Annotated in this window: 15 protein-coding genes and 1 pseudogene; 14 read left to right on the forward strand and 2 right to left on the reverse strand. The window is 66.7% G+C overall.

Annotated elements, in window-relative coordinates:
• Positions 1–7: 7 nt before the first annotated feature.
• The 8 genes from ACUXVH_RS16120 to glsB all read left to right on the forward strand — a co-directional run bounded on the left by ACUXVH_RS16120 (position 8) and on the right by glsB (position 9,143).
• The gene (locus ACUXVH_RS16120) at positions 8–739 is read left to right on the forward strand and encodes a class II aldolase/adducin family protein (protein ID WP_041118341.1); all 732 of its coding nucleotides are present in this window, start codon (positions 8–10) and stop codon (positions 737–739) included.
• A gap of 187 nt (positions 740–926) precedes the next feature.
• Positions 927–2,126 (forward strand): LLM class flavin-dependent oxidoreductase, encoded by a 1,200-nt coding sequence (locus tag ACUXVH_RS16125; protein WP_065364129.1) that lies wholly within the window; start codon positions 927–929, stop codon positions 2,124–2,126.
• A 10-nt stretch (positions 2,127–2,136) separates the two neighbouring features.
• Positions 2,137–3,708 carry an ABC transporter substrate-binding protein gene (locus ACUXVH_RS16130; RefSeq protein WP_015635724.1) on the forward strand — a complete coding sequence of 524 codons (1,572 nt, stop codon included), beginning with the start codon at positions 2,137–2,139 and terminating at the stop codon, positions 3,706–3,708.
• A complete protein-coding gene (locus ACUXVH_RS16135) occupies positions 3,701–4,762 on the forward strand; it encodes an ABC transporter permease (protein ID WP_445495368.1) in 1,062 nt (353 codons plus the stop codon). The genes ACUXVH_RS16130 and ACUXVH_RS16135 overlap by 8 nt, the downstream gene beginning before the upstream one ends.
• A 23-nt stretch (positions 4,763–4,785) precedes the next feature.
• The gene (locus tag ACUXVH_RS16140) at positions 4,786–5,631 is read left to right on the forward strand and encodes an ABC transporter permease (protein ID WP_169891568.1); all 846 of its coding nucleotides are present in this window, start codon (positions 4,786–4,788) and stop codon (positions 5,629–5,631) included.
• Positions 5,628–7,418, forward strand: coding sequence for a dipeptide ABC transporter ATP-binding protein (locus ACUXVH_RS16145; protein ID WP_445495371.1), 1,791 nt, complete (start codon positions 5,628–5,630; stop codon positions 7,416–7,418). The genes ACUXVH_RS16140 and ACUXVH_RS16145 overlap by 4 nt, the downstream gene beginning before the upstream one ends.
• Before the next feature lie 186 nt (positions 7,419–7,604).
• On the forward strand, positions 7,605–8,063 hold the full coding sequence (locus ACUXVH_RS16150; protein ID WP_210672391.1) for an REP-associated tyrosine transposase: 459 nt from the start codon (positions 7,605–7,607) through the stop codon (positions 8,061–8,063).
• A 171-nt stretch (positions 8,064–8,234) separates the two neighbouring features.
• Positions 8,235–9,143: a glutaminase B gene (gene glsB, locus ACUXVH_RS16155; protein WP_011061446.1), complete on the forward strand. Its 909-nt coding sequence runs from the start codon at positions 8,235–8,237 to the stop codon at positions 9,141–9,143.
• On the opposite strand, the gene ACUXVH_RS16160 is transcribed toward glsB, so the two are convergent.
• Together ACUXVH_RS16160 and ACUXVH_RS16165 are read right to left on the reverse strand one after the other, a co-directional pair.
• Complete coding sequence (locus ACUXVH_RS16160; protein WP_011061445.1) at positions 9,144–9,605, reverse strand: LEA type 2 family protein; 462 nt, start codon at positions 9,603–9,605, stop codon at positions 9,144–9,146.
• Positions 9,606–9,773: 168 nt separating this feature from the next.
• The gene (locus tag ACUXVH_RS16165; RefSeq protein ID WP_011061444.1) at positions 9,774–11,213 is read right to left on the reverse strand and encodes a nucleobase:cation symporter-2 family protein; all 1,440 of its coding nucleotides are present in this window, start codon (positions 11,211–11,213) and stop codon (positions 9,774–9,776) included.
• A 258-nt stretch (positions 11,214–11,471) separates the two neighbouring features.
• Here ACUXVH_RS16165 and ACUXVH_RS16170 point away from each other — a divergent pair.
• The 6 genes and pseudogenes from ACUXVH_RS16170 to zapE form a co-directional block, all read left to right on the forward strand.
• A pseudogene (locus ACUXVH_RS16170) lies at positions 11,472–11,969 on the forward strand (RNA polymerase sigma factor); the annotation flags it as partial.
• Positions 11,970–11,976: 7 nt separating this feature from the next.
• Entirely contained in the window at positions 11,977–12,936 is a 960-nt protein-coding gene (locus ACUXVH_RS16175; RefSeq protein WP_401332960.1) for a FecR family protein, read from the forward strand.
• 122 nt (positions 12,937–13,058) lie between these two features.
• Positions 13,059–15,536: a TonB-dependent siderophore receptor gene (locus ACUXVH_RS16180; protein ID WP_065364124.1), complete on the forward strand. Its 2,478-nt coding sequence runs from the start codon at positions 13,059–13,061 to the stop codon at positions 15,534–15,536.
• Positions 15,537–15,786: 250 nt separating this feature from the next.
• The gene (locus ACUXVH_RS16185; protein WP_015635716.1) at positions 15,787–16,503 is read left to right on the forward strand and encodes a helix-turn-helix transcriptional regulator; all 717 of its coding nucleotides are present in this window, start codon (positions 15,787–15,789) and stop codon (positions 16,501–16,503) included.
• Positions 16,504–16,555: 52 nt separating this feature from the next.
• Positions 16,556–16,885: a ketosteroid isomerase gene (locus ACUXVH_RS16190; protein ID WP_011061439.1), complete on the forward strand. Its 330-nt coding sequence runs from the start codon at positions 16,556–16,558 to the stop codon at positions 16,883–16,885.
• A gap of 176 nt (positions 16,886–17,061) precedes the next feature.
• Positions 17,062–18,189: a cell division protein ZapE gene (gene zapE, locus ACUXVH_RS16195; RefSeq protein ID WP_015635714.1), complete on the forward strand. Its 1,128-nt coding sequence runs from the start codon at positions 17,062–17,064 to the stop codon at positions 18,187–18,189.
• Positions 18,190–18,191: the final 2 nt, after the last annotated feature.

Here is an 18,191-nt window from a genome sequence, read left to right on the forward strand (position 1 = left end):
AATTGCCATGACCGTATTGATCAACGAACAACCCATTACCCAGGAACTGCAGGCCTTCATCGATCAGGTGCTGCTGGAGGCCGAACAGGCGTTCACCGTGTTCCGCGAAACCCAGACCATCACCGCCAACGGCACCGTGGGCTTCATCGAGCGGGTACCGGGCCAGGAACTGCTGGTCTCGGTGAACTACGGCGGCCCGTGGAACTACCGCAAACCGTTGCAGGCCACGGTCACCGACTTTGCCGGCAAGGTGATCCTCGGCCAGGGCAAGGGTGGCCTCGGTCGCTACACCAAACTGTTCCAGCAACACTCCGATATCACCACCGTGTCCCACGTGCATTCGCCGTACCTGGGCGCCTGGGCGCAGACCCACCGCACGCTGCCGTTCCACTATGTGCCGGTGCAGCGCTACCAGCTGGCCCGGGAGCTGCCGGTGTACATCGACCGGCGCCAGCCCGAGGTGGACTTCATCCTCGACAGCATTGCCCAGAACCCCTTCAACCTGGCGATTCTCGAAGCCAACGGCGGCTCCACGGTATGGGGCAAGCAGGGCCTGCGGGCCACGGCGGAATTCATCCTGTTGCTGGAAGAGGGCGCGCAACTGCAACTGCTGGCCGACGCCCTGGGTGGCTCCCGCCCTTATGGCCCAGGCGTACTGACCCAGCAATGGAAGATGAGCGGCCTGTACGAGCGCGCCACGGAGCTCGGCCTGGTGCCCGCCATCGACCGCCGCAGCTGACCTGCCGCCCCCCGGGCAGCGGCTATCGGAGCTGTTGTAGGAGCTGGCTTGCCAGCGAAAGCGCCCGCAAGGGCGATACAAGGCTTGAGGGCCTCTTCGCCGGCAAGCCGGCTCCTACGCGGTGGGGGTGGGCGGTGGGCGGGGCAGCGATGGCTGTACAGGCTTCAATCATTCAAGGAACAGCTACATGGCAGTCAAGATTCTCTGGTACCTCACCACCCCCGACGGCCCCTATCCCTGGGAGCCGGAAGGGCGCTGGAACACCGATTTCCAGCACCTCAAGCAACTGGCGGTGGCCAGCGATCGCCTGGGCTACTACGGTTCGCTGCTGGGTTCGAGCCCCAATGAAAGCCTGGCGGTCTCGGCGGCGCTGATCGATGCCACCCAGCGCTTGCGCTTTTTGGTGGCACAGCACCCGGGGGAGTTGTCGCCGGCGGTGCTGGCCAAATGGGCGCTGACCTTCGATCAGTTCTCCAACGGCCGCCTGCTGTTCAACGTGGTCAACGGCAGTGACGCCGGGCTGGCCACCCTGGGGGTGCACTATCCCCACGATGAGCGCTATGACTTCAGCCTGGAGTACTGGCGGGCGTTCCAGGGCTTCTATGCCGGGGACACCGACGGCTACGACGGCCGCTACGTCAAGCTGGCGCCGCGCTCGCCGGCCGCGGCCGGCCATCCCCTGGGCGGCTGGCACGCGCCGAGGCAACGCCCCGGCATCCCGCTGTGGGGCGCCGGCACCTCCGGCCCGGGAGTGGCCCATTCAGTGCAGTTGCTGGATGTGTACCTGAGCTTTGCCGACACGCCGCCGAAACTCGGCGAGAAATTCCGCAAGGTGGCCGCCGAGGCGGCGAAGATCGGCCGTGAGCTGAGCTTCGGTACGCGCCTGCAGATCATCGTCCGGGAAACCGAGGAGGAGGCCTGGGCCCACGCCGAGAAACTGCTGCAGCGCACCTCGCTGCAGACCGCCCGGGCTTCCATCGAACGCCAGTTGCCGCCGGGGGAAACCCTGGACAGCTTCCACAGCGACGACCCGCAGATCCAGCGCAATGTCGAGGCGATCCGCGCCGGCCGCCTGCCCAAGGCCCGGGACCTGGAGATCTACCCCAATGTCTGGCTCGGCCCGAGCCTGTTCGGTTTCAACATTCTCGGGCCCGCCGCCGGCACCTACCTGGTGGGCAGCGCGCGGCAAGTGGCCGAGCGCATTCGTGAATACGAAGAGCAGGGCACTTCGGCCTTCATCCTTTCGGGCTTTCCGCTGATCGACGAGGCCCACCGGGTGGCCGACCTGCTGTTCCCGCTGCTGGACCTGGACCACGGTTTCGAGGTGCCGCGCCTGGGCGCCACGCTGGTGGCCAGGCAACCGGCCAAGGCCACCGAGCAGGCCTGAGGAGCGAGCCATGAGCGAGGCATTTTCCCGCCGGGTATTCCTCGGCCATTCCCTGGCCGCCGGTGGCGGCCTGTTGCTGGGCAGCAGCCTGCTCAGCGGCTGTGACAACGGTGCGGCGCCCGGTGCCGCGCCGCTGCTGCCCGGCACCCCGGTGCGCGGCGGGCGCCTGCGGGTGGGGATCATCGATGGCGACCAGTCCGGCAATCTCGACGCCCACAAACCGGTGGGCGGCGGGATCATTCGCGGCTGGGCGCTGTACAGCAAGTTCTGGGAATGGAACCCGGACGTCAGCACCCGGCTGGCCCTGGCGGAGTTCGCCGAGCCCAATGCCGACGCCAGCGTCTGGACCATCCGCATCAAGCCGGGGCTGGAGTTCCACCACGGCAAGAGCATCGGCGCCGACGACATGCTGTTTTCCATCCTGCGCCTGACCGACCCGCAACTGGCTTCGCCCTTTGCCGGGCTGGTGGGGGCCATCGATCGCCAGGCCCTGCGCAAGCTCGATCAGCGCACCATCGAAATCCGCTTCAAACAGGGCCAGAGCTTCTTTCCCCTGGACGAAACCCTGATCAGCTTCGGTGCCATAGTGCCCACCGACTACCACCCGCAGACCAACCCGGTGGGCGCCGGCCCCTACCGGCTCAAGCGCTTCATTCCCGGCCAGCGCTCGCTGTACAGCCGTTTCGAGAACTACTACAAGCCCGGCCAGCCCTACGCCGACGAACTGGAGATCATCGAGTTCAAGGACCAGGTGTCGCGGGCGGCGGCGCTGCGGGCCGGGCAGATCGACGTGGCCAGCGGCGTACAGGCCGAGCACAGCGCGCTGCTCAAGGCCGATCCGCGGCTGCGCTTCTACGCCTCGCCGAGTACTTCTTTCACCGGCTTCAACCTCAATCTGGCCAAGGCGCCGTTCCAGGATGTGCGGGTGCGCCAGGCATTCCGCCTGCTGGCCGACCGCCAGGAGCTGGTGGACCGTGGGCTCAATGGTTTCGGCCGAGTCGCCAATGACCTGTATTCGCCCCACGACCCCACCTACAACCACGGCATTGCCCAGCGGCCCCATGACCTGGAACAGGCCCGTTCGCTGTTGCGTCAGGCCGGGCACAGCGACCTGCGGGTGGAGCTGACCACCACCCCGGGCCCGGGGGTGAACGCGGCGCTGGTGTTCGCCCAGCAGGCGAAGAGGGCCGGGGTCGAGGTCAAGGTGACCCAGGTTGACGCTTCGGTGTTCAACGGCCCCCAGCGCGAACAGTGGCTGCTGTCGCCCGGGGCCACGCCGGCCCGGGGCTTTCTTGCCTCGGCGCTGCACAACGACGCTCCCCAGGCCATCTACAACCGCAGCAACTTTCACGACCCGCGATTCACCCAGCTGTACCAGCAGGCCCTGGCCCAGCCCGATCTGCAACTGCGCCGGCAATGGGTGCACGAAGCCCAGGCCATCCAGCACCAGCGCGGCGGGCTGCTGATCTGGGGCTTCAACGATGTGCTGGACGCGGCCTCGGTGCGGGTTGGCGGGCTCGTGCCGGAACAGACGACCTTCGCCTCCTGGCGCTTTGACGAAATGTGGTTGAACCATGCCTGACACCTGCCGCAACACGCCCCGTAGCCCGGCCTGGCTGTCCTGGTTCGTCGGCCGCCTGGGCTACGGCCTGCTCACGGCCTGGGTCATCAGCCTGGTGGTGTTCATCGCCACCCAGGCGCTGCCCTCGGACCCGGCGCGAGTGATCCTTGGCCCCGACGCGCCACTGGAAAGCATCCTCACCCTGCAACGGCAACTGGGGCTGGACCGGCCCCTGCTGGAGCAGTATCTGCACTGGCTGGGCCAGACCCTGGAAGGCGATCTGGGGCAGTCCCTGGATTCCAGCGCGCCTGTGGCCGACGTCCTCTTCGCGCGCCTGGGCTACACCCTGGCGTTGCTGGCCGGGGTCATCGCGTTGGTGGTGCCCGCGGCGCTGCTGCTGGGGGTGACCCTGGCCCTGCGTCGTGATAGCCGCCTGGACCGCTTGAGCCTGTCGTTGCTGATCTTCCTCAAGGCTACCCCGGGTTTTCTTCTGGCCATTGGCCTGGTGCTGCTGTTTTCCATGCCCCACATGGACCTGCTGCCGGCGGTGTCGATCCTCGACCCCCAGTTGGCACTGTGGCGCCAGCTGCAATTCCTGATACTGCCGGTGCTGGCCTTGAGCCTGTCGGCCTTGCCCTACCTGACGCGCATGGTGCGCGCGGCAATGATCGAGGCCCTGGAATCGGACTATGTGATCGCCGCGAGGCTGCGGGGCATCCCTGAGTGGCGCATCGTCTGGCGCCACACCCTGGCCAATGCCCTGGTGCCGGCGGTGCAGGGGCTGGCCCTGACCCTGCGCACCCTGATCGGCGGGGCCCTGCTGGCGGAAGTGGTGTTCAGCTATCCGGGGATCGGCACCGCCCTCAACTCGGCGATCCAGATGCGCGATCTGCCGATGATCCAGGCCATCGTGCTGGTGATCACCCTGGGGGTGGTGCTGATCAACCTGTTGGCAGACCTGGCCACGGTGCTGCTGACCCCCAAGTTGCGTACGGCGCGGCGGGCCGGCCTGATCCGCCGCAACCGACGAGGCCTCCAGCCCTGGTGGCGCCGCTCGGCGCCCAAGGCTCCCTGAACCTGCGGCATGAGGACCTATCCATGAACGACTTACGCATTTCCCGCTGGCGCCTGTGGCTGGGCGAACCGCAAACCCGCAAGGGCGCATTCATCACCTTGCTGGTGGTACTGCTGGCGCTGTTCGGGCCCTGGCTGGCGCCCCATGGCAGCACCGACATGCTGGGCCCGGTATACGGCGCGCCCGCTGCCGGCGCCTGGCTCGGCCATGACTTTCTTGGCCACGACGTGCTTTCGCGGTTGCTCAGCGGGGGCCTGTCGGTGTTGTGGATGTCCCTGGCGGCGGCCTCCATCGCCCTGCTGGTGGGCGGCGCCCTGGGGTTGCTGGCCGGCCTTTCGCGGCGCCGGCTGGACACGTTGATCAGTTGGTTGGCAGATGTGTCCCTGGCCTTTCCCGACCTGATCCTGGTGCTGTTGATCGTTTCGATGCTGGGGCGCGCGCCCTGGTTGATCGTGCTCACCGTGGCCATCGCCTTCACCCCCGGGGTGGTGCGCCTGGCCCGGGGCAGCGCGGTGGCGGTGGCGGGGCAGGAGTTCGTCGAGGCGGCGCAGATGATGGGCTATTCGCGCTGGCGGATCCTCTCTGGGGAAATCCTGCCGAACATCCTCACGCCGCTGCTGGTGCACTTCGGCAACATGCTGACCTGGGGCGTGGGCATGCTGTCGGGGCTGAGCTTCCTCGGCTATGGGGTGGCGCCGCCGGCCGCCGACTGGGGGCTGATGATCAACGAGAACCAGGCCGGGCTGCTGGTCCAGCCCTGGGCGGTGCTGGCCCCGGCGCTGCTGATCGGGGTGTTCGCCTACGGCACCAACATCCTCGCCGAGGGCATCGGCCGCAGTCAGGCGCGGATCGGGGAGAAAGGCCCATGAACGCCGTGGTGGAAGTGACCCGAGAGGCCCGGGTGCTGCAGGTTGAGGGGTTGCGGGTGGAGCTGGCGGCTGGCGTGGAGGTGTTGTCCGGGGTCGGCTTCAGCCTGGCCGCGGGGGAAATTCTTGGCCTGGTGGGGGAGTCGGGCTCGGGCAAGACCACCCTGGCCACGGCCCTGCTGGCCCATGCCCGGCGGGGCGCGCGGATTGTCGAAGGGCGGGTCGAGGTGGCCGGGCAGTCGTTGCTGGACCTCTCGGCGCAGGACCTGCGCCGGGCCCGGGGCGGCCTGATCGGCTATGTGGCCCAGGACCCGGCCACCGCCCTGAACCCGGCGCTGCGCATTGCCGACCTGCTGGAGGAAACCCTGGCGGTGCATCCATCGCACCTGGACCGCCACGGGCGGCAGCAGCGGATCCGCGACACCCTCAAGGATGTGGGCTTGCCGGCGGATCGCGAGTTCCTGCGGCGCTTTCCCCATCAGCTGTCCGGCGGCCAGCAGCAGCGGGTGATGCTGGCCCTGGCCTTTGTCCTGCGGCCCCGGCTGATCGTGCTCGATGAGCCCACCACGGCCCTGGATGTGACCACCCAGGCGCACATCCTCGGCACCTTGCGCCACCTGTGCAAAAGCCTGGGTGTGGCGGCGATCTATGTGTCCCACGACCTGGCCGTGATCAAGGACCTGGTGGACCGGGTGCTGGTGATGTACGCCGGGCGGATCGTCGAAAGCGCCTCCCGCGAGGCGCTGTTTCGCCAGCCGGCCCACCCCTATACCCGGGGCCTGCTGGCGGCGATTCCCGATGTCGGCCAGCGCCGGCCCCTGCTGGCGATACCTGGGCAGGCCCCGGCGCCGGGGCAGCGGCCGGCGGGGTGTGCCTTCGCGCCCCGGTGCCCGCGCCAGGGTGCCCAATGCACAGCGGGCGAGCCGTTGCTGCAAGGGCTTGCAACTGATGTCCAGGTGGCCTGTATCGACCCTTATCGGCAGGCGTTGCCCATGCCGGCGCCCGTGGTGGCGGTGCAAGCGGCTGTGTCCGGCAGCGAACGACGGCCGCTGCTGGAGGTCCAGGGCCTGAACCTGGCCTATGACCGCCAGGTGCTGTTCGACGTCAGCCTGCAAGTGGTGGCGGGGGAGTGCCTGGCGCTGGTGGGCGAGTCCGGCTCCGGCAAGACCAGCCTGGCCCGGGCCCTGGCCGGGCTTGGCGAGCACGCCGAAGGCCGGGTGCGGTATGCCGGCCAGCCTCTGAGCCTGTCGGCCCGGCAGCGGAGCAAAGGGCTGCGGCACCAGATCCAGTACATTTTCCAGAACCCCTATCGGGCGCTGAACCCGCGGCACACCCTGTACCAGACCCTGAGCGCACCCCTGGAGCACTTTTTCGGCATCCGGGGGGCCGAGGCCAGGGCGCGGGTCCATGCGGTGCTGCAACGGGTGTCGCTGTCGCCGGCCCTGGCGGACCACTATCCCCACAGCCTGTCCGGGGGCGAACGACAGCGGGTGGCGATTGCCCGGGCCCTGGTGAGCGAACCCAAACTGCTGATCTGCGATGAAGTCACCTCGGCCCTGGACGTCTCGGTACAGGCCTCGATCCTCGCGCTCCTGCGCCAGTTGCAAGACGAAGGCCTGACCCTGCTGTTCGTCACCCATGACCTGGGCGTGGTACGGGCCATTGCCGACCGGGTGCTGGTGCTCAAGCAGGGACGGGTGGTGGAGCAGGGCGCAGTGGACGCCGTGCTGGACCGACCCGAGCACATCTACACCCGGACCCTGCTGGAGAATTCGCCACGGCTTGGGTGACATCTTCAGAAACTCTTGCACCGCCTTCGCTGGCAAGCCAGCTCCTGCAAGGCCAGCGCTCACCCGTAGGAGCCGGCTTGCCGGCGAAGAGACCCTCCCAGAAATACCCGGATCCACAATGCCCCGGCGCACCCGTACCCACGGGTTAGCCTTGGCTTGTGTATCCGTCACACGGAGGGCATCGCAATGCCCCAGCGCTTCCACGGCAACCGGCTGCGTACCGGGCGCTACTCTCAAACCGGCCAGGTCTACCTGCTCACTGCTGTGACCCACCACCGCGAACCATTCTTTGGTGATTGGCGTATCGGCCGCCTGTTGGTGCGACAACTGCACCAGGCCCAACTTGAAGGTCGTGCCAGTTCCCTGGCCTGGGTGGTGATACCTGATCATTTCCACTGGCTGCTGGCGCTGGGGACGGGCTCGCTATCGGCCCTGATGCGCGACATCAAATCCCGCAGCGCACGGGACATCAATGCTTGCCTGCAGCGAACCGGTCGCGTCTGGCAAAAGGGTTACCACGACCGCGCACTGCGCCGGGAAGAGAACCTGCTGGGGGGCTCCCGTTACATAGTCGCCAACCCGATTCGCGCCGGCCTGGTCACCCGCGTGCACGATTACCCCCTCTGGGACGCCATCTGGCTGTAGGAGCCGGCTTGCCGGCGAAGGGGCCCGAAAGGCATGTGGCGAATCTGCCGACGCCTTCGCTGGCAAGCCAGCTCCTACAGGGGGGGCATTTGCCGGTGGACTGTGCTGCGCCGGCTCTGGCGTGCGTCTAGCTGCCATAGCCCCGCAGTCGTATTGGTAATGAGCCAGAACATGCAAGACCTGTTGAACCAGATTCTCGATGAAGTCCGCCCCCTGATCGGCCAAGGCCAGGTGGCCAATTACATTCCGGCCCTGGCGGATGTGCCGGCCAATCAGTTGGGCATTGCCGTGTATGGCAACGACGGCCAGGTGTTCAGCGCCGGTGACGCCGATACGCCGTTCTCGGTGCAGAGCATTTCCAAGGTCTTCAGCCTGGTGCAGGCCATCGGTCATTCCGGCGAGGCGATCTGGGAGCGCCTGGGCCACGAGCCCTCGGGGCAGCCGTTCAATTCCCTGGTGCAACTGGAGTTCGAGCGTGGCCGGCCGCGCAACCCCTTCATCAATGCCGGGGCCCTGGTGATCTGCGACATCAACCAGTCGCGCTTTGCCGCGCCGGCCTTGTCCATGCGCGACTTTGTCCGGCGCCTGTCGGGCAACCTGCAGGTGATGGTGGACGGTCGGGTGGCCGAGTCGGAGTACCAGCACCGCGCCCGCAACGCGGCCATGGCCTACCTGATGCAGTCCTTCGGCAACTTTCACAATGATGTGGAGGCGGTGCTGCGCAGTTACTTCAGCCACTGCGCCTTGCGCATGAGCTGCGTAGATCTGGCCCGGGCCTTCTGTTTCCTGGCCAACGACGGCTTCTGCAAGCACAGCGGGGAGCAGATTCTCACCCGGCGCCAGACCCAGCAGGTCAACTCGATCATGGCCACCAGCGGCCTGTACGACGAGGCCGGCAACTTCGCCTATCGGGTCGGCCTGCCGGGCAAGAGCGGGGTGGGCGGGGGAATTGTGGCGGTGGTGCCGGGGCAGTTCACGGTCTGCGTCTGGTCGCCGGAGCTCAACAGCGCCGGCAACTCGCTGGTGGGCATGGCGGCCCTGGAACTGCTCAGCCAGCGTATCGGCTGGTCGGTGTTCTAGTTACCAGGCGCCGGGGTTGCTCAGGCTGAGCTGCCCGCGATCGATGAAGCGCTGGGTGCCGAACAGCCCGCCGGCAAGCTTGCCGCGCAGCACGTAGGGCAGGTTGTCCAGGCTCTGGGTCTGGCTCAGGCCCAGGGTCTGGCGCAGCACCGAGAAGGCCGAGACGCTGACCGGGATCACCAGGATGTCTTCCGAGTAGCGGCCGATATGCCCCTGCTGGTCGCTGACCCCGGAGGCCAGGGGGCGGCCGTTGACTTCCAGGTCCAGGGCCACGCCGTTGTAGTCGATGGGGCTTTCGTTGGGGTTCTGCAGACGCAGTTTCACCGCGAAACGCATTTCCAGATCCTGGCTCGGCAGTGGCTCGATGCCCACCACATTGATCGCCAGTGGATCGCGATTGGGCAACAGCGCACAAGCGCTCAGGCTGAGCAGTACCAGGGTCAAGGCGATCAATCTACGCATGGAATACCTGTCGGCAATGGAAATGAATGGCTGGCCAGCACCTTGTAGCCGCTGCCGAGCCTGCGAGGCTACGACAAGGCCCGCAGGGCCTTGCCTGGCAAACCCCCGGCCAGCCTTCCACGGCCGAGGGCCCATCACCAGCGCTCGCAGCATAGACGCCCGCGAGCCTCAGGAGTTCGCTTTGCCGCTCATGTCCGGGTCTTGCATGACCTTGAGGGTCGCCGCTTCCGGATCGAACTCGTCTTCTTCCAGCTCAAGGAATTCCTCCGGCAGGAAGATGTTCAGGAAGATCGCGCAGAAGGCGCCCACGGTAATCGGCGACTCGAAGATGTTGTGCAGCGCCTTGGGCAGCTCGCGCAGCACTTCCGGCACCGCCGCCACGCCCAGGCCCATGCCCAGGGAGATGGCCACGATCAGCACGTTGCGTCGGTGCAGCCCGGCCTCGGCGAGGATCTTGATCCCGGCCACGGCCACGGTACCGAACATGATCAGGGTGGCGCCGCCCAGCACCGGCTTGGGCATCAGTTGCAGCACCGCGCCGATCACCGGGAACAGGCCCAGCAGCACCAGCAGCCCGGCAATGAAGTAGGCCACGTAGCGGCTGGCCACGCCGGTCAGTTGGATGACCCCGTTGTTCTGGGCAAAGGTGACCATCGGCAGGCTGTTGAACACCGCAGCCACCGCCGAGTTGAAACCGTCCGCCAGCAGCCCGGACTTGATGCGCTTGATGTACAGCGGGCCCTTGACCGGCTGCTGGGAAATCATCGAGTTGGCCGTCAGGTCGCCGGCTGCTTCCAGGGGGGAAATCAGGAAGATCACCGCCAGGGGAATGAAGGCGATCAGGTCGAAGGAGAAGCCGTACTTGAACGGCACCGGCACGCTCACCAGGGGCACCTCGGGCATGGCGGCCATGTCCACCCGGCCGAGCATCCAGGCCACCACGAAGCCCAGGGTCAGGCCGATGACGATGGAGCCCAGGCGCAGCATCGGGTGGTTGAAGCGGTTGAGCACCACGATGGTCAGCAGCACCAGCGCCGCCAGCCCCAGGTTGCTCGCCGCGCCCAGGTCACTGGCACCGTAGCCGCCGGCCATGTCGGTGACCGCCACCTTGATCAGCGACAGGCCCATCAGGGTGATGATGGTGCCGGTCACCACCGGGGTGATCAGCTTGCGCAACTTGCCGATGAACTGGCTGAGGAACATCTCGATAAAGGCTGCGACAAAGCAGATGCCGAAGATGGTGGAGAGGATTTCGTTGGTGTCGCCACCCCGGCCCTTGACCATGAAGCCGGCACTGAGCAGCACGCTGATAAAGGAAAAGCTGGTGCCTTGCACGCACAGCAGGCCGGAACCGATGGGCCCCAGGCGCCGGGCCTGGACGAAGGTGCCCAGGCCGGAGACGAACAGCGCCATGCTGATCAGGTACGGCAGCTCGCTTTCCAGCCCCAGGACCCCGCCGAAGATCAGGGTCGGGCTGATGATGCCGACGAAACTGGCCAGCACATGCTGCAGGGCGGCGAAGATCGCCGCGCTGAAATGCGGACGGTCGTTGAGGCCGTAGATCAGGTCTGACTTGTAGCGGGGAGGGGAGCGGTCGGGTGCGGTCATGGGAAAAGGCCTGCCAGTGACGTGTGAAAACTACGGGGGCACACGTCGGAAAGTGGACGGGACTTGGGCCGCAACGCCATGTCATGGACAAGACGTGCGCACCCGGTCAGAAAAAAGGAGGCGCAGGATGCCAGAAAGGCGCCGCAGCCAGAAGGGCAAACAGGCGGAAAAAGCCAAGTTGGAAAGGATACGAAAGATACTGTTTCTCATTTGCCTTTATGGAATAATCCGCCTCCCCGATCTGCGGACCGCCCCCCGATGCTGCCGACCCCCAGCCTGCTGCGCAGCTTTCAAGAGCATTACGACGACCTGCTGAAGTTTCTCACCCGGCGCATGAGCGATCGCCAACGGGCGGCGGACGTGGCCCAGGAGACCTACCTCAAGTTGCTCAAGGTCGATCCGCAGACGGTGGAGGTGCACAACGATCGCGGTTTCATTTTCCGTGTGGCCGGCAACCTGGCCATCGACACCCTGCGCCGCGAGCAGCGCCTGGCGGCCAACCTCGCCGACGGCCAGGAGCACGCCGAAGCGGTGGACCCGGCCCCGGCACCGGAAGCCGTGCTGCTGGCCAAGGAGCGCCTGGCGGTGCTCGACGAGGCCCTGGCGCAACTCTCGGACAACGCCCGCCAGGCCTTGCTGCTCAATCGCCTGGAAGGCCTGACCCAGGCACAAATCGCATTGCGCCTGGGCGTTTCCGAAAGCATGGTGGCAAAATACATCGGCCAGGCCCTGCGCCATTGCCGCGACTGGCTGAAAGTCCACCATGAATGATTCCTTCTTGCCTGCCGCCGATGCCATGACCGACCACCCCGAAAGCCTCGAAGACGCCGCCATCGACTGGCTGGTGCTGCTGCACTCCGGCAACGCCACGCCGGCCCAGCGCATGGCCTTCCAGCAATGGCGCCAGCGCAGCCCGGCCCATGCCGCAGCGGCCGCCGAGGCCCAGCAACTGTGGGGTGACCTGGGGCAGACCGAGACCGCGCGGCAACACCAGGCGCCGCCCGCCATGGTGCGCCGGCCACGGCGCTTCTGGCCGGCGCTGGCCGCTTCGCTGCTGCTGGCGCTGGGGGCTGGCCTGGGCTGGCAGCAGTGGCCGGCCTTGACCTCGGACTACCACACCGGGGTCGGCCAGCAACAGAGCATCACCCTGGCGGACGGCTCGCGGGTCACCCTCAACAGCGCCAGTGCGCTGTCGGTGGCCTACTCGACGGATGAGCGCCGGGTGATCCTGCGCAGCGGCGAAGCGCTGTTCGAACCGCTGGCCGACCCGCAGCGGCCCTTCGTGGTCCAGGCCCAGGCCCAGCAACTGCAAAGCGCTGCCAGTGCCTTCAGCGTGCGCCGCGACGGCCACCAACTGACGGTGGTGGTGCGCGAAGGGCAGGTGCAGTTCAGCGGTGACCACGCACCGGTGCTGCTCCAGGCCGACCAGCGCCTGCAATACCAGCCCGGCCAGCCGCTGCTGGCCCAGCAGACCGTGGACGCCGCCAGCCTGACCGCCTGGCAGCGCGGCAAGCTGATCTTCAACGGCCGCCCGCTGGGTGAGGTGATAGGTGAACTGGAGCGCTACCAGCACGGGCGCATCCTGATTTCCGACGGTCAGTTGGCGTCCCTGGCCATCAGCGGCGTGTTCGACCTGCATGATCCGCAAGGCTCGCTCAAGGCCCTGCAGCAGCGCTACCCGCTGCACGTCACCTACCTGCCATGGCTGGCGGTCCTGCACTGAGTCGAATTTTTTTTGCCTGGGCACTGCAAGTTCCCCTGGGGGAAATCGTCGTAGTGAGACTGAGAAGACAATCATTCTCATTGACGTCATTTCAACCGGCTGGGAAGGAACACGTGAAAGCAATGTTCAAGCTGTCGACACTGGGGCGCGGTCACCACATCATGCGCCGCACATTACTGGCCCAGGCCCTGTTCGCCGGGGCCTTGAGCCCGGTCCTGGCCCAGGCCCAGGAGGCCGCCACGGTCAGCCAGGCCGGCAGCGCCCAGGAGCGCCGGGTCTCGTTGAACCTGCCGGCCCAGCCCCTGGACCAGGCGCTGACCCGCTTCGCCGATCAGGCCGACCTGCGCCTGCTGTACACCACCAGCGATGTCGAGGGGCTGCAATCCACCGCCCTCAACGGCGAGGTCACGGTGGCCCAGGCCCTGCAAAGCCTGCTGGCCGGCAGTGGCATGAGCTGGTCGTTCAGCGACGGGCACACGGTGATCCTGCGTCGGGCTGGCGTGCCGGCCGCCAGCCTCAACCTCAAGCCGACCCAGGTCACCGTGGCGTCACGCACCAGCGCCGCCATCAGCGAGATTCCCGGCACCGTGTGGGTGGTGGAGCAGAGCCAGCTGCGCGAGCAGTTGAGCACCGGGGTCAGCCTCAAGGAAGCCATCGGCAAGCTGGTACCGGGCCTCGACCTGGCTCCGGAAGGGCGCACCAACTACGGCCAGAACATGCGCGGGCGCAACGTGCTGGTGATGATCGACGGGGTCAGCCAGAACAGCTCCAGGGGCCTGTCCCGGCAGTTCGACAGCATCTCGCCGTTCAACGTCGAGCGGGTCGAAGTGCTGTCCGGGGCCAGCGCCATCTACGGCGGCGGCGCCACCGGCGGCATCATCAATATCGTCACCAAGAAAGGCGAACCGGGCCCGGCGCGCTTCGAGACCCAGCTGGGGGCCAGCAGCGGCTTCAACAACAGTGACGACCTGACGACCCGCATCGCCCAGTCGGTGAGCGGCGGCAACGAAGCCATCAGCGGCCGGCTGGCGGTGGCGGGGGAGCAGAACCAGGCGTTCTATGACGGTGCCGGCAAGCAGATCTTCATCGACAACACCCAGACCGACCTGCAGTACAACCGTACCCTGGACCTGATGGGCAGCCTGGCCCTGCAGTTCAACGAAGAGCAGAGCCTGGACCTGCTGGCCCAGTACTACGACTCCGGCAACCATGGCAGCACCGGGATCTACTTCCCCAACCTCAAGTACAAGGCGCCGTCCAACCTGGAAGACGCCGAGCTGCGCGGCGGCTACTCCACCGACCTGGAACCGCGTACCAAGCGCCTGCTGCTCAACGCCAACTACCACCACAGCGACGTGCTGGGCCAGGATTTCTACCTGCAGGCCTCGTACCGCAAGGAAGACGACAACTTCTTCCCGTTCCCCTACTACAACAGCGGCAGCCCCGCAGGCTCCAAGGGTGTGTACTTCGCCGCGTCCCAGCAGAATTTCGAAGTCACCAGCCTCAAGGCGCTGTTCGCCAAGGAGTTCGAGGCGTTCAAGCTGACCTACGGCGTGGACCTGGACCGCGAGCGTTTCAATGCCCAGCAGAGCACCTTCGACCAGGGCATCTCCTCGGGCAGCGGCGGCCTCGACCTGGTGACCCAGAGCAAGGCGCCGCGCTATCCCAGCTACCGGGTCGACGGCCTGTCCGGTTATGCCCAGCTGGACTGGCACGCCACCGACAACCTGACGGTATCCGGCGGCTACCGGCGCCAGCAGATGGACGTGGACGTGGGCCAGTTCAAGAACGTACCCGGCGGCAGCAACGACTATGCGGTCAACCTCTACAACCTGGGCACCATCTACGACTTCAAGAACGGCCACCAGCTGTGGGTCAACTACGGCGAGGGCTTCGATCTGCCGGACCCGGCCAAGTTCTACGGCAAGCCGGGCCTGAGCGTGGACGACAACCCCCTGGCCGGGATCAAGAGCCGCCAGGTGGAGACCGGCTGGCGCTTCTCCGATAGCGACTGGGATGCCCAGGCGGCGCTGTACTACATCTGGTCGGACAAGGTGATCACCACCGACCAGGCCACCCTGACCATCGACGTCAAGGACCAGAAAAGCCGCGACTACGGTTTTGAAAGCGCCCTGACCCGGCACTTCCAGAACGGCTGGGAGCTGGGCGGCACCCTGCACGCGGTGCGTTCCGAGGAGGAGGGCAAGAACGGCGGCTGGCAAAAGCGTGATGCGCGGTATGCCTCGCTGTCCAAGCTCACCGCCTTCGTCGGCTGGAAGGACGACAGCAGCAGCGTGCGCCTGCAGGGCAACCACGCCTTCACCCTCAAGGACGACGCGGTCAAGCAGATCGACGCCACCCACAGCGTGGATGCGCCCAACACCATCGACGGCTACACCACCTTCGACCTGCTGGGCAGCCACGACACCGAGTTCGGCACCTTCAGCGGCGGCATCCAGAACCTGCTGGACAAGCAGTACAGCACCGTCTGGGGCCAGCGCGCCAAGCTGTTCTACTCGCCGACCTACGGCCCGGACTACCTTTACGACTACCAGGGCCGTGGCCGCACCTACACCCTGACCTGGACCATGGCCTACTGATGCCCCGGGGGCTCTTGCGGCCCCTGTAGCCGCTGCCGAGCCCCAGCGAGGCTGCGCAAAGGCCCGCAGGGCCTTGCTTGGCAACTCCCAGCCGAACCCTGCGACGCAGTGCCTTCACCGCCTGCGCCAGCGGCTACAGGACCCCGGCAGAACCATGCCTGGCAATGTCCCGCCAACCCCCATCCTCCTGACAGAAACTGTCAGGAGGCTCTGGTAATCTGCGCCGGTGTTTTTTCCGGAGTGCACCTGCGTGTCGCGAGCCAGTCGTTTACTCACCTTGCTGCAGATGCTGCGGGGCAAAAGCCGTCCGGTGACCGCCGCGACCCTGGCCTCGGAGCTGGAGGTTTCCGAGCGCACCCTGTACCGCGATATCGCCGAGCTGACCGCCCTGGGCGCGCCGATCTACGGTGAGGCCGGGATAGGCTACGTGCTGCGCAGCGGGCTGTTCCTGCCGCCGTTGATGCTCAATGCCGACGAGACCGAGGCCGTGGTGCTGGGCCTGCGCTACGTCGACCAGCGCGGCGACGAGGAACTGAGCAAGGCCGCCGCCGATGCCATGGCCAAGATCGCTGCGGTGCTGGCCCCCGCGGCCCAGGACGCACTGCGCAATCCGACCCTGTTGCCCGGCCCGGCGGGCTACGGCTTCCCCGACAACCCGGTGTCGCTCAATGTGTTCCGCCAGGCGATCCGCCTTCAGGCCAAGCTGCTGATCGACTATGCCGACGTCAACCAGAACCCCAGCCAGCGCCGGGTCTGGCCCCTGGCCCTGGGCTTTCTCAACGAGGCCCGGGTGATCGTGGCCTGGTGTGAATTGCGCGAGGATTACCGCACCTTCCGCACCGACCGCATTGCCGCCGCCCAGGAACAGGGCGAGCGGTATCCGGGGCGGCGCAGCGACTGGCTGCGCGCCTGGCGCAAACGCATGCACAGCGATGAGCAGGGCCGTTTCACTGCTGACAGGAAATGACACGCGGGGGCTTTAGCATGGCCCGCTCATTCAACAGCAAGGAGCTTTTGTCATGTCGGCCACAGACCCTTCCCTGGCCCCGGCCATCGCCGCTTATGTCACGGCCATCAACAGCGGCGACAGCGCAGTGGTGGCGTCGATCTTCGCCGACCGCGCCCAGGTCTTCGATGAACGCGAGCACTGCGTGGGGCCCCAGCAGATCGCCCGCTGGATGGGCAAAGGCGCGTGCCGCCTGGAAATCCTCGGGGTCCAGCAGCGCACCGGCAAAGTGCTGCTCGACAGCCGGGTGTGCGGTGACTTCCCCGGCAGCCCCCAGGCCCTGCGCCATACCTTCCGCCTGGACGCCCAGGGGCGGATCGAACGCCTGGATATTTCCCGCTGATGTAGCCGCTGGCGCAGGCGGCGAAAAACCTGAGCATGCCCAAGGTTTTGCTGGAGATCGCCAGGCAAGGCCCTGCGGTCCTTTTCCCAGCTTCGCGGGCTCGGCAGCGGCTACAGGTCGGCCTGGAGCGGCTCATGCTGGCATACTGCGGCTCTTTGCCAGGAGGCCCGAGCCCCATGCCATTCGATTCCCCCATGAGCGCCTACCAGTACGCCCTGGAGCAGCAGGGCTTTGTCGCCGACGCGGCGCAGGCGCGGGCGGTGCAGGCCTTGCAGCAATGCCATGAAGCCCTGCATCAAGGGCGCACGGCGGTGCCCGGGGTCTATCTGTGGGGCGCGGTTGGGCGGGGCAAGACCTGGCTGATGGACCAGTTCTACCAGAGCCTGCGGGTCCCGGCGCGGCGCCAGCACTTTCATCACTTCATGGGCTGGGTGCACCAGCGTTCGTTCCAGCTGACCGGTATTGCCGACCCCTTGCAGGCCCTGGCCCGGGAGCTGGCCGAAGAGGTGCGGGTGCTGTGCTTCGATGAACTGTTCGTCAATGACATCGGTGACGCGATCATCCTCGGGCGCCTGTTCCAGGTGATGTTCGACCAGGGCGTGGTGCTGGTCTGCACCTCCAACCAGCCCCCGGAGCAGCTGTATGCCGATGGCTTCAACCGCGAGCGCTTCGTTCCGGCGATCAGCGCCATCCGCCAGCACATGCAGGTGGTGGCGGTGGACGGCGAGCAGGATCACCGCCTGCACCCGGGCGCCGCCGAGCAACGCTACTGGCTTGGCGCCGAGGGGCAGCCGAGCGCCCTGGGGCCGGTGTTCGAGCGCTTGAGTGCCGGGCAGCCGGCGAGCAGCGAGCCGCTGTTGCTCGGCTATCGCCCGTTGCAGGTGGTCAAGGCGTGCGGGACGGTGGTCTGGTGCAGCTTCGTCGAACTGTGCGAACAGCCGTTTTCCGCCATGGACTTCATGGCCCTGTGCGACCGCTTCCAGGCCATTCTCCTGAGCGATGTGCCCAACCTCAGCGCTTGCCAGCGCCCCGCACGCATTGCCCGGGGCACCGAGGATGGTGCCGAGCGGGTGGTGGCCGGGGATCGTGAGTTGCCGCAGCTGTCGGTACATGACGACGCGGTGCGGCGTTTCATCGCCCTGGTGGACGAGTGCTACGACCGCAAGGTGCCGCTGTACCTGGAAGCCCGGGTGCCCATGGAACAGCTGTACACCGAGGGCTACCTGGAGTTCGCTTTCCGCCGCACCCTCAGCCGCCTGCAGGAAATGCAGTTGCAGCGTTTTGCCGGTGGGCCCGCGGCCTGAAG

The organism is Pseudomonas sp. 8(2025), from assembly GCF_052665325.1.

Bases quoted from the DNA above. Each gene is read 5' to 3' on its own strand.
- ACUXVH_RS16120 (WP_041118341.1), top strand. From the start codon at position 8: ATGACCGTATTGATCAACGAACAACCCATTACCCAGGAACTGCAGGCC.
- ACUXVH_RS16125 (WP_065364129.1), top strand. From the start codon at position 927: ATGGCAGTCAAGATTCTCTGGTACCTCACCACCCCCGACGGCCCCTAT.
- ACUXVH_RS16130 (WP_015635724.1), top strand. From the start codon at position 2,137: ATGAGCGAGGCATTTTCCCGCCGGGTATTCCTCGGCCATTCCCTGGCC.
- ACUXVH_RS16135 (WP_445495368.1), top strand. From the start codon at position 3,701: ATGCCTGACACCTGCCGCAACACGCCCCGTAGCCCGGCCTGGCTGTCC.
- ACUXVH_RS16140 (WP_169891568.1), top strand. From the start codon at position 4,786: ATGAACGACTTACGCATTTCCCGCTGGCGCCTGTGGCTGGGCGAACCG.
- ACUXVH_RS16145 (WP_445495371.1), top strand. From the start codon at position 5,628: ATGAACGCCGTGGTGGAAGTGACCCGAGAGGCCCGGGTGCTGCAGGTT.
- ACUXVH_RS16150 (WP_210672391.1), top strand. From the start codon at position 7,605: ATGCCCCAGCGCTTCCACGGCAACCGGCTGCGTACCGGGCGCTACTCT.
- glsB (WP_011061446.1), top strand. From the start codon at position 8,235: ATGCAAGACCTGTTGAACCAGATTCTCGATGAAGTCCGCCCCCTGATC.
- ACUXVH_RS16160 (WP_011061445.1), bottom strand. From the start codon at position 9,605: ATGCGTAGATTGATCGCCTTGACCCTGGTACTGCTCAGCCTGAGCGCT.
- ACUXVH_RS16165 (WP_011061444.1), bottom strand. From the start codon at position 11,213: ATGACCGCACCCGACCGCTCCCCTCCCCGCTACAAGTCAGACCTGATC.
- ACUXVH_RS16175 (WP_401332960.1), top strand. From the start codon at position 11,977: ATGAATGATTCCTTCTTGCCTGCCGCCGATGCCATGACCGACCACCCC.
- ACUXVH_RS16180 (WP_065364124.1), top strand. From the start codon at position 13,059: ATGTTCAAGCTGTCGACACTGGGGCGCGGTCACCACATCATGCGCCGC.
- ACUXVH_RS16190 (WP_011061439.1), top strand. From the start codon at position 16,556: ATGTCGGCCACAGACCCTTCCCTGGCCCCGGCCATCGCCGCTTATGTC.
- zapE (WP_015635714.1), top strand. From the start codon at position 17,062: ATGCCATTCGATTCCCCCATGAGCGCCTACCAGTACGCCCTGGAGCAG.